The sequence below is a fragment of the uncultured Nitratireductor sp. genome, assembly GCF_913053745.1.
Lineage (GTDB): Bacteria > Pseudomonadota > Alphaproteobacteria > Rhizobiales > Rhizobiaceae > Nitratireductor.
In genome coordinates this window covers 1-9,972 of the sequence record NZ_CAJXGF010000155.1, presented here as the reverse complement: position 1 = coordinate 9,972, position 9,972 = coordinate 1, and the positions used below count along the sequence as shown (strand labels likewise).

At 63.2% G+C, this 9,972-nt stretch carries 7 protein-coding genes; 3 read left to right on the top strand and 4 right to left on the bottom strand.

Annotation, left to right across the window (positions count from 1 at the left end):
- Window positions 1-235: 235 nt before the first annotated feature.
- Window positions 236-619 (top strand): DUF427 domain-containing protein, encoded by a 384-nt coding sequence (locus QZ638_RS19640; protein WP_295813591.1) that lies wholly within the window; start codon window positions 236-238, stop codon window positions 617-619.
- Here the strand turns inward: QZ638_RS19640 and ppdK are convergent.
- Entirely contained in the window at window positions 616-3,291 is a 2,676-nt protein-coding gene (ppdK, locus tag QZ638_RS19635; protein WP_295813590.1) for a pyruvate, phosphate dikinase, read from the bottom strand. The two genes, QZ638_RS19640 and ppdK, sit on opposite strands and share 4 nt — an antisense overlap.
- 239 nt (window positions 3,292-3,530) lie before the next feature.
- Window positions 3,531-4,730, bottom strand: coding sequence for an MFS transporter (locus QZ638_RS19630; RefSeq protein ID WP_295813589.1), 1,200 nt, complete (start codon window positions 4,728-4,730; stop codon window positions 3,531-3,533).
- A gap of 86 nt (window positions 4,731-4,816) precedes the next feature.
- On the opposite strand from QZ638_RS19630, the gene QZ638_RS19625 reads away from it, so the two are divergent.
- Window positions 4,817-5,851, top strand: a complete 1,035-nt coding sequence (locus QZ638_RS19625) for an AraC family transcriptional regulator (RefSeq protein WP_295813588.1) — start codon at window positions 4,817-4,819, stop codon at window positions 5,849-5,851.
- Here QZ638_RS19625 and QZ638_RS19620 read toward each other — a convergent pair.
- On the bottom strand, window positions 5,808-6,269 hold the full coding sequence (locus QZ638_RS19620) for a DUF1810 domain-containing protein (RefSeq protein WP_295813587.1): 462 nt from the start codon (window positions 6,267-6,269) through the stop codon (window positions 5,808-5,810). The genes QZ638_RS19625 and QZ638_RS19620 overlap by 44 nt on opposite strands.
- Window positions 6,270-6,414: 145 nt before the next feature.
- Between QZ638_RS19620 and QZ638_RS19615 the strand changes: the two genes are divergently transcribed.
- Entirely contained in the window at window positions 6,415-6,759 is a 345-nt protein-coding gene (locus QZ638_RS19615) for a VOC family protein (protein WP_295813586.1), read from the top strand.
- Between the two features lie 74 nt (window positions 6,760-6,833).
- Here QZ638_RS19615 and smc read toward each other — a convergent pair.
- Window positions 6,834-9,972 (bottom strand): chromosome segregation protein SMC (smc, locus tag QZ638_RS19610; protein WP_295813585.1); only part of this gene is annotated, 3,139 nt, incomplete at its 5' end.

Here is a 9,972-nt window from a genome sequence, read left to right as displayed (position 1 = left end):
AGCCGTGATGCTCGAGGATCGGGACGAGCCAATCTACGCGCTCGTGGCTCAAAGGGTCGAGAGCGGTTCTCTCGATGTGGAAAGCATCGAGGGCAGCGAATTGCCGGTGGCACGGATCGTAAATGCCTACGCCGGACTCATCACCACGCTCGATCGCGTCCAATAAACCCGTCCGTCACCGCAACAGGGAACTTGCCGGAACGGCCCGCGTTCTTCCTGAAATGGAGTGAACGTCATGAATGACAACCGTAACCCGGCCCCCGGCTTCGAGCGCAATCCCGACAAAAGCATTGTCATAAGGCCGCATGGCAAGAAAGTTTGCGTCAGGGCGAACGGCATCGATATTGCCGTGACGGAGTCGGCAAAACGCCTTCGCGAGAGCGGTTTGCCGGATGTGATCTACATTCCTTTCGAAGACATCAACTTTGCCAGTCTTGAGCGGACCCAGACGAGAACCCACTGTCCCTACAAGGGAGATGCGACTTACTGGCGGCTGACCGGCGCCGGAGAGCCGGGCAGCGACATTATGTGGGCTTACGAGGCGCCTTTCGACGAAGCGCTCGACATCAAGGAGCACGGGGCATTCTTCGCGGAACGCGTTGAATTCGAAGAGAGTTAAGGGCTCGCATCGACGTTGCTGATGGCCGCTTGCGCCGCCGCGAGCCGGGCGATGGGCACCCGGAACGGCGAACAGGAGACATAGTCGAGGCCCACGCTTTCGCAAAATCGGATCGACGCTGGATCCCCGCCATGCTCGCCGCAAATGCCGAGTTTGATCTCAGGCCGCGAATCGCGCCCCTTCTGCGATGCGATCCGTACCAACTCTCCGACCCCGTCGACGTCCAGGGAAACGAACGGATCCTGCTCGATGATGCCGCGGGCGCGGTAGGTCTCCAGGAAAGAGGCCGCATCGTCGCGGGAAATGCCGAAAGCGGTTTGCGTGAGGTCGTTGGTGCCGAAGGAGAAAAACTCCGCGCTCGCTGCGATTTCGTCCGCCCGCAGCGCTGCGCGCGGCAGTTCGATCATCGTGCCCACCAGATAGTCGAACGCGGCGCTGCGCTCTTCCATCACCCTTTTGGCCACGGCGTCGATGCGGTTCTTCACGAAGGTCAGTTCGGCCGAGATGCCCACCAGCGGTACCATCACCTCTGGCACCACCGGCTTACCGGCCTTCTCGGCCGCTTCGGCGGCCGCCTCGAAAATGGCCCGCGCCTGCATTTCGGCGATTTCCGGATAGGAGATGGCCAGACGGCAGCCGCGATGACCGAGCATTGGGTTGAACTCGTGCAAGGCCTCCGTACGCTGGCGCAACTTCTCCGCTGAAACGCCCATCGCTGCCGCCACCTCGGCGATCTCCTCCTCCGTCTTGGGCAGGAACTCGTGCAGTGGTGGATCGAGAAGGCGAATCGTGACTGGAAGCCCCGCCATCACTTCGAAAATTTCGACGAAATCGGAGCGCTGCATGGGCAGAAGCTTGGCGAGCGCCTTGCGTCGGTCGCCTTCGGTGTCGGCCAGGATCATCTCGCGCATGGCGAGGATGCGGCCATCGTCGAAAAACATGTGTTCGGTGCGGCAAAGCCCGATGCCCTCCGCACCGAAGGAACGCGCCGTGCGGGCGTCCGCCGGCGTTTCGGCATTGGCGCGCACCTTCATGCGCCGCGCCTCGTCGGCCCAGCCCATAATGGTAGAGAAATCGCCCGAAAGTTCCGGCTGCAGCATCGGCACCGCGCCCTTGAGCACCTGCCCCGTGGCACCGTCGATGGTGATCGTGTCGCCCGCCTTGAGCGTCTGCCCCATGGCGAGAAGCACGCCCTTGCGATGATCGACACGAAGAGAACCCGCGCCCGAAACGCAGGGTTTTCCCATCCCGCGCGCCACCACCGCCGCGTGGCTTGTCATGCCGCCGCGGGTCGTCAGAATGCCTTCGGCGGCGTGCATGCCGTGAATGTCCTCCGGGCTCGTCTCCACCCGCACCAGGATTGCCCGGCGTCCTTCCGCCTTCGCCTCTTCGGCAGCTTCCGAAGAAAACACGATTTCGCCCGTCGCAGCGCCGGGCGACGCAGGCAGGCCCATGCCGATAATGTCGCGCGGTGCGGACGGGTCGATGGTCGGATGCAGAAGCTGGTCGAGCGACGCCGCGTCGATGCGCGCCACCGCTTCGTTCTGCGAGATAAGCCCTTCATTGGCCATGTCCACCGCCACTTTGAGAGCAGCGCTTGCCGTGCGCTTGCCCGAACGCGTCTGCAACATCCAAAGCTTGCCGCGCTCGATCGTGAACTCGAGATCCTGCATGTCGCGGTAATGCCGCTCCAGCGTATCGGCGATCTGAATGAAGGACGCGAACGCCTCCGGCATCAGTTTTTCCAGCGACGGCTTGTCGGACCCAGCCCCCAGTCGCGCCGCTTCGGTGATGTTTTGCGGCGTGCGGATACCAGCCACCACGTCCTCGCCCTGCGCATTGACGAGGAATTCGCCGTAAAGCGCCTTCTCGCCGGTCGAAGGATCGCGCGTAAATGCGACGCCGGTCGCCGAATCTTCGCCGCGATTGCCGAACACCATCGCCTGCACATTGACTGCCGTGCCCCAGCTTTCTGGAATGTCGTGCAGTCGGCGATAGGTCACCGCGCGCGGGTTCATCCACGAGGAAAACACTGCGCCCACCGCTCCCCAGAGCTGCTCATGCGGGTTTTGCGGAAAAGGCGAACCGAGTTCGTTCTCGATCCGTCCCTTGTAGAGCGCGATCACCTTCTGCCAGTCCTCGGCCGAAAACTCGGTATCGACCTCGTAGCCAAGCCGCGCCTTCTCCTCTTCGAGAATCTCCTCAAACAGATCGTGATCGAGGCCAAGCACGACGTTGGAGTACATCTGGATGAAACGGCGGTAGCTGTCATAGGCGAAACGTGCATCGTCCGCCTCCGCCGCGATCGCCTCGACCGTCTCGTCATTGAGGCCAAGATTGAGCACGGTATCCATCATGCCGGGCATGGACGCGCGCGCGCCCGAGCGCACGGAAACCAGGAGCGGTCGCTGGGCATCGCCGAAACGGCGTTCGGCAACCCGGCCCACGTCTTCGAGGGCGGCTTCGAGCTGCGTTTTCAGTTCGTCCGGATAGGTACGATCATTGGCATAGTAGTGGGAGCAAAGGTCGGTTGTGATCGTAAAGCCGGGCGGCACCGGCAGTCCGAGGCTGCACATCTCAGCCAGATTCGCGCCCTTGCCACCGAGCAGATTCTTGTCGCCCGCGCTGCCTTCGGCACGTCCATCGCCAAACACATAGACCCACTTGGTCATGCTGCATTCCCCTTCCGGTCGATTTGCCGGCGACTGGAACCATAATGCACCGGCCATGGGAGGCAGCGTTAAGCGGCGCCGCGCGCCAAGGCAAGGCCGGCAAACGCCTCATCTGCCTCTTTATCGATTGAAGAGAAGATTTTTATACCGGAACACCGATGGCGCTCGCTCACGGCTGGGGTATCCGTGGATATGACAGACGAGACGGAGCCGGAACCCCGTCTCGCAGAGGTTTTTCTTCAGGCTGCGGCTGCAACAGCGCGCGGGCGGACCCCGAGGAAAATCATCGCCGATGCCAGCACCAGAACAACGCTCGCGACGCTGAACACACCCTGCGCTCCGCTGGCGTCGAAGATCAATCCGCCGCCGGCTGCCCCAATGGCGATGGCGAGCTGAATGGCGGCAACCAGCAATCCGCCGGCACTCTCGGCCTGATCGGGTACGGTACGCGCGAGCCAGGTGGACCAACTCACTGGAACCGCGCCGAACGCGAATCCCCACAAGGCGATCATGACTGCGCTCGTCGCCGGCATCGATCCGGTCGAGACCAGCCCAAATCCCAGAATGCCCATTACAAGGGGCACGGTCATCAGTGTGCGGCGCAGGCTGCGCTCAACCAGAAGGCCAGCGAACAGCGAGCCGAGGAAATTGGCGAGACCGAAGCCCAATAGGATACCCGAAACCGCGGTGATGCTCGCATCCGTGACGTTTTCCAGATGCGGTCTGATATAGGTGAAGAAGGCGAAATGGCCGGCGAACACAAGCATAGCCGCCAGCAAACCCAATCCCACGCCCGGTCGTACCAGAACGTCGATCAGCGTACGCAGTCGGGTCGCCGCGTTGGGAGCCATTCGCGGCAGGGTCGCAAACTGGACCACGAACGTGATCACCCCAAGAGCGGTGCCGAGGAGAAAGACACTGCGCCAGCCGAACATATCGCCCACATAGCTGCCGATAGGCGCAGCAACGATGGTTGCTGCCGCCACCCCGCTCACGATCATCGAAAGCGCACGCGGCACCAGCGCATCGGGCACAAGACGCATGGCGACTGCCGTCGACATGGTCCAGAAACCACCCAGCCCGATTCCGAGCAGAACCCGCCCCGTGAGCAGCACCGACATGTTCGGCGCGAATGCCACCATCAGGTTCGAGCCGATCAGAAGCAGCGTGAATCCAAGCAACACATGCCGGCGATCGATGCTGCGCGTGGCAGCGGAAACCAGCAGGCTCGTCACCAGCGCCACGACCGCCGTGGCCGTCACCGCCTGCCCGGCCATGCCTTCGGAAATATCGAGATCGAGCGCCATTGGCGTCAGAAGGCTTGCCGGCAGAAACTCCGCCGTCACCAGTCCGAACACGCCGAGCGACATCGAAATCACCGCGCCCCATGCCGGCTGCCGGCTTGCCTGCGCGTTTGTCCACTGCGGGACTTCGTCCATCTGTCTGTCCTTTCACATGCAATCTGTTTTGCAGTGCGACAGAGATAGGTTGGACTTTTCGGACGCACCATGTCATAAAATCCGGAATGCTTGATCGAAACGCTGAAAATTCATCGTCTCACCCCAATCCGGATCTGGTAAGCGAATTGCTCATGGGCATGCGGCTCTATGGGCTGGAGTACCAGCGCACCCAGGTCTCGCCGCCTTTCGGCATTCGCTTCGGAACTGTCGAGGGGCGCGCTCAATTCCACTTTGTGGGCCGTGGGCCGGTGTTCTTGCGCGGCCCCGGCGACACGCTTCATCCCCTGAACGCCGGAGACGCCGTTCTTCTGCCGCGCGGCGGCGAGCATGCCCTGGTTTCCGATCCGGAATTGCGATGCAATCGCGCCGCCGATTTCCAATCGAAGCCGCTTTGCCGCGACGTCAGCGAAATCGTTGCCTGCTCGAACGCATCGGGCCGCGTGTCCGATATGCTCGTTTTTTCGGGCTGCATGGAGTTCGACCTGGGCAGCATGCATCCGCTCGTCGCGCTCATGCCGGATGTGATGCGCGTCAACACGCTCCTGAAACGCTACCCGGAAATTCTGCCTATCCTCGACGCCATGGAGCGCGAAACGAAGGAGGATCGCGCCGGTTTTGCCGGCATTCTCGCCAGACTCGCCGATGTGGTTTCGGCCTTTATCGTACGCGCTTGGGTGGAATGCGGCTGCGGCGGCTCGAGCGGCTGGGTGGCGGCGCTGCGCGATCCGCGCCTCGGCCGCGTCATCGCCGCCCTCCACCGCGACCCCGGCCGCAACTGGACCGTTGCCGAACTGGCCGCGCGCATGGGCAGTTCCCGCTCCGTCTTCGCCGACCGATTTCACACCGTTACGGGCATGACGCCCGTCCGTTATCTGACGGAGTTAAGAATGCGGCTTGCCGCCCAATGGATCGGCCGTGAGGGTCTGCCGATAGAAACGGCGGCGCAACGACTGGGCTATGGCTCGCAAGCTGCCTTCAGCCGCGCATTCAAGCGCATTATCGGTCGCCCACCTGGAGCGATGCGAACGGTGACACCGCGCTCTGCGGGTCCCATCGTTACGGATGAGGAGGCCTCCGCCCGCGCCCGAGAGATTCGATAAGCGCAAGTGTCGCCTCGTCGGCGCGTCCGCCGCATCGCTGCCGCAGCGCATCCGAAAAGAGCGTGTCGTTCTCTTCGGCCGCAAGCGCGAAAAGCGTCATGCACGAACGGAATTTCAAGTCGTCGGGCGCGCCGAGGATCGCTTTGAGGGAATGGCCGGGAGCGCTCAGCAGCGCGTTCGTCGCCTCTCGCAACCGCGGCCCCAGCAACGGGTGCGCCAGATAGGCGCGGGCCTCATCGAGGGATGCAAGCCCGTAAAACATTGCAGTCGGCGAACGGCCAAGTCCCCGCAATTGCGGAAACACGAACCACATCCAGTGCGTCCGCTTATGTCCGGTCCGCAACTCGCTGATAGCCTCATCGAAGCATCCCGACTGTGCATCCACGAAACGCTGAAGCGCAAACGGATCCTGTGTCATAGACCTTCTCCGGTGTGGGCAATCGTAACCGGAAACGCTTCTTTCAAGCACCTCCGCATCGACAGTTGTTGAGGATGAACTCTTTTTCCATCTTGCCGCCATAGAAGAAAATAATTAGAACAAAAAAAGAACACTGGAGACGATCATGCGCAAGACGGGAAAACTCGACTATCTCGAAATGCCTGCCGGCGGCGCGAGCATCGACAGGGTGAAGGCATTTTACGCGCACGCCTTTTCCTGGTCTTTCACGGATTACGGTCCCGGCTATTCGGCCTTCAGCGAAGGTCTGGACGGCGGTTTCGACGGCAATCCGGAAGGAAACGCAAAACCGCTTCCGGTTCTTTACTCGGACGAACTGGAAACCACGCTTGCGGTGATCGAGGAAGCTGGCGGAAAGATCGTGAAACCGATTTTTTCCTTTCCCGGCGGCCGCCGTTTTCATTTCACCGATCCTGCCGGCAACGAGTTGGCCGTATGGAGCGAGACGTGAGCGTGCCAGCGCCCAAGTCGGCCGCCCATCATTGTGGCGGAAGAGCAGTCGACCGGTCCGACAGGGAGGAAATGCTAAACCGCTTCGCGCAAGCGCTCGGCGGTCTGCAGATCGACCGAGACGAGTTGGCTGACGCCCTGCTCGGCCATGGTCACGCCGAAAAGCCGGCTCATGCGCGCCATGGTGATGGGATTGTGGGTGATCACCACGAACCGTGTCTCGGTTGACGCGGCCATCTCGTCCATCAGATTGCAAAAGCGCTCGACATTGTGATCGTCGAGCGGCGCATCCACCTCGTCCAGAACGCAGATGGGTGCCGGATTGGTCAGGAAGACGGCGAAGATAAGCGCCATCGCCGTGAGGGCTTGTTCGCCGCCGGACAGCAGCGTCATCGTTTGCGGGCGCTTTCCCGGCGGGCGAGCCAGAATTTCGAGCCCCGCTTCCAGCGGATCGTCCGATTCGATCAATTGCAGTTCCGCCGTGCCGCCACCGAACAGATGGGTAAACAGACGCTGGAACTGCGCGTTGACCACATCGAAAGCGGCCAGCAATCGCTCGCGGCCTTCCTTGTTCAGGTTCTGGATCGCGTGGCGCAGCTTGCGGATAGCTTCGATGACATCCTCGCGCTCGGAGACGATATTGCCATGCCGTTCGCTGAGCTCGGTCTGTTCTTCCTCGGCACGCAGATTGACCGCGCCGAGCCGCTCGCGCTCCATCTTGAAACGCTCCAGCCGGCGTTCCACATCGGCGATGTCCGGCATCGGCGCGTCTGGTTCCATCTCCGCCAGCGCCAGAACCTTGTGCGGCGGCACGTTCAGCACCTCCTGAATGCGCGCCTCGGCCTCCTTGCGCCGCTCTTCCGCAGCTGTCACGCGCTCTTCGGCGCGAGCCCGGCCTTCACGTGCCGAGGAAAGCGACTGGATGCTTTCCGTGGCCTTCTTGTCCAGCTCCGCCTGGCGGTTTTCAGCTTCCTGAAGCTTGTCGGCCGCATCCCTGCGCACAACTTCAGCCTTGGAAATCTCCGAAAGCAGCGAGCGGCCCCGCGCTTCGACCTCTTCGGGGGCTTCGGCCAATTCCTCAAGCTCGGCCTCCGTGTCGGCGCGCCGCTGCAAAAGCGCGGCGGTATGCCGGTCCGCGTTTTCCACGCGCGACTGCCAGTTGCGCCGCTCCCCGGCGATCGCTTCGAGCCTGCGCCGGCGCGCATCCGCGTCGCGCCGCAATCCCTCATAGGCTGCCCGTGCCTCAGCCACAGCCGCACGTTTGGCCGAAACCTCGGCCGACTGATGATCGAGCCGCGTCTGTAGTTCGGACAGATCGGGTGCGCCTTCCAGCGCCTCCTCGGCAGCCATGGTTGCTGCTACGGCCTCTTCGTGATCCTCGATAACGCGGCTGCGCGACTCTTCCACGCTCACCCGCCGGCTCGACAACTCACCCGCCGCCTTTTCCGCGCTGGCCAGCGCATCGCGTGCCCGTCCGACTGCGATCTGCGCCTCCCGCGCTGCTTCGCGCGCACGCCGCTCCGCCTCTACGGCGGTCTTCACCGCGAGTTCCGCATCGGCAAGCGCCGTCTCTGCAGCATGCAATCGCGCAGACGCTTCGATCACCTCGCCATCGAGCTCCGCCAAACGGTTCTTCTGCGCAAGCCGCTGCGCAGCCGCCGTCGGCGCGTCCGCGCTGGCGCGATACCCGTCCCAGCGCCACAACGCACCGTCCCGCGCCACGAGACGTTGGCCGGGTTTCAACATCTTCTGCAGTCGCGGCCCGTCCTCGGCATCCACGATGCCGATCTGTGCCAGCCGGCGTGCAAGCTGGGCGGGCGCCTTGACCACCGAGGAAAGCGCCATCACACCATCCGGCAGGGCAGGATCGTCCGCGGCCACCTGCGAAGGCCCCCAATAGACCGGCGCGGCGCTGTCGAGCGGCACATCCAGATCTTCGCCCAGAGCAGCACCCAGCGCCGTTTCGAAACCGCGCTCAACGCGCAATTGCTCCAGAACCGCCGGGAAGAGATCGCTGCCCCCGGCATTCAGGATTTTGCGCAGCGTCTGCGCTTCCGTTTCCACTCGGCCAAGCTCCGAACGCGCCTCCTGGAGGGGCGGTCGGGCCGCCTGCTCGGCTTCCCGCGCCGCGGCAACGCGTTCCTCGCCTTCGGCGGCGCTGGCTTCGGCCATTTCCAGCCTCTCGACTGCCTCGTCGACAAGCAATCGCTTCTCTGCAGGGTCCGGTAGCTCGGCGATCCGGTTGGCGATTTCCTGCAATTCGGCGTCCTTATTGGCAATCTGCCGCGCTAGCCGGTCCCGGCGCTCGGCCTGATCCCGGATGGCGCGTTCGGCCTGATGCCGCGTTGCCGAAGCCTCCGCTTTCTCCGCCGTCAGCCGGGAGAGAAAATCTTCGGCGGCCGAAAGCTCGGAGGAAACCGTCTCGAACGCGTTCTGCAGTTCGGCTTCGCGCCCCTCGGCGCCTTCCTCGCTCTCTTTCAGCGTTTCTTCTTCTTCCGCCAGCCGCGCCAGGGCGTCAGCATTGTCGCGCACCATCTGCTCTTCGCGCGCCACATCCGCATTGAGCTGGTCGATGCGTTTCTTCAGTTCCTGCGTGCGCGCCTCGATGCGCTTGGCCTCTTCCTCAACCTGTGTGCGGGCGATGGTGAGGCGTTGCAGAGCGGCAGCGGCAGCCGCTTCGGCGTCGCGGAGTGCCGGCAGCTTATGCGCGCCGACAGCCTGTTCCTTCGCTGCTTCCATCTGGCCACTGGCGTTCTCGCCCACCAGCGCGGTCGCCTGCGAGAGCGCGCTTTGCGCCTCGGCCTCCTGGGCTTTGGCCGAAGACCAGCGCAGATGCAGCAGGATCGCCTCCGCTTTGCGCACCTCCGCCGAAAGCTTTTTGAAACGCGATGCCTGGCGTGCCTGCCGTTTCAGGCTTTCGATCTGGCTGTCGAGCTCGCTTACCACATCGTCGAGCCGCTCCAGGTTCTGTTCCGCGGCGCGCAGTCTGAGTTCCGCCTCGTGGCGCCGCGAATGAAGGCCGGAAATGCCAGCGGCCTCTTCCAGAAGCGCCCGGCGTGCCTGGGGCTTTGCCTGGATCAGCTCGCCGATGCGCCCCTGCCCGACCATGGAAGGCGAGCGCGCACCGGTCGACTGATCGGCGAACAGGAGTTGCACGTCGCGGGCGCGCGCTTCCTTCCCGTTGATGCGGTAAACCGAGCCGGCTTCGCGTTCG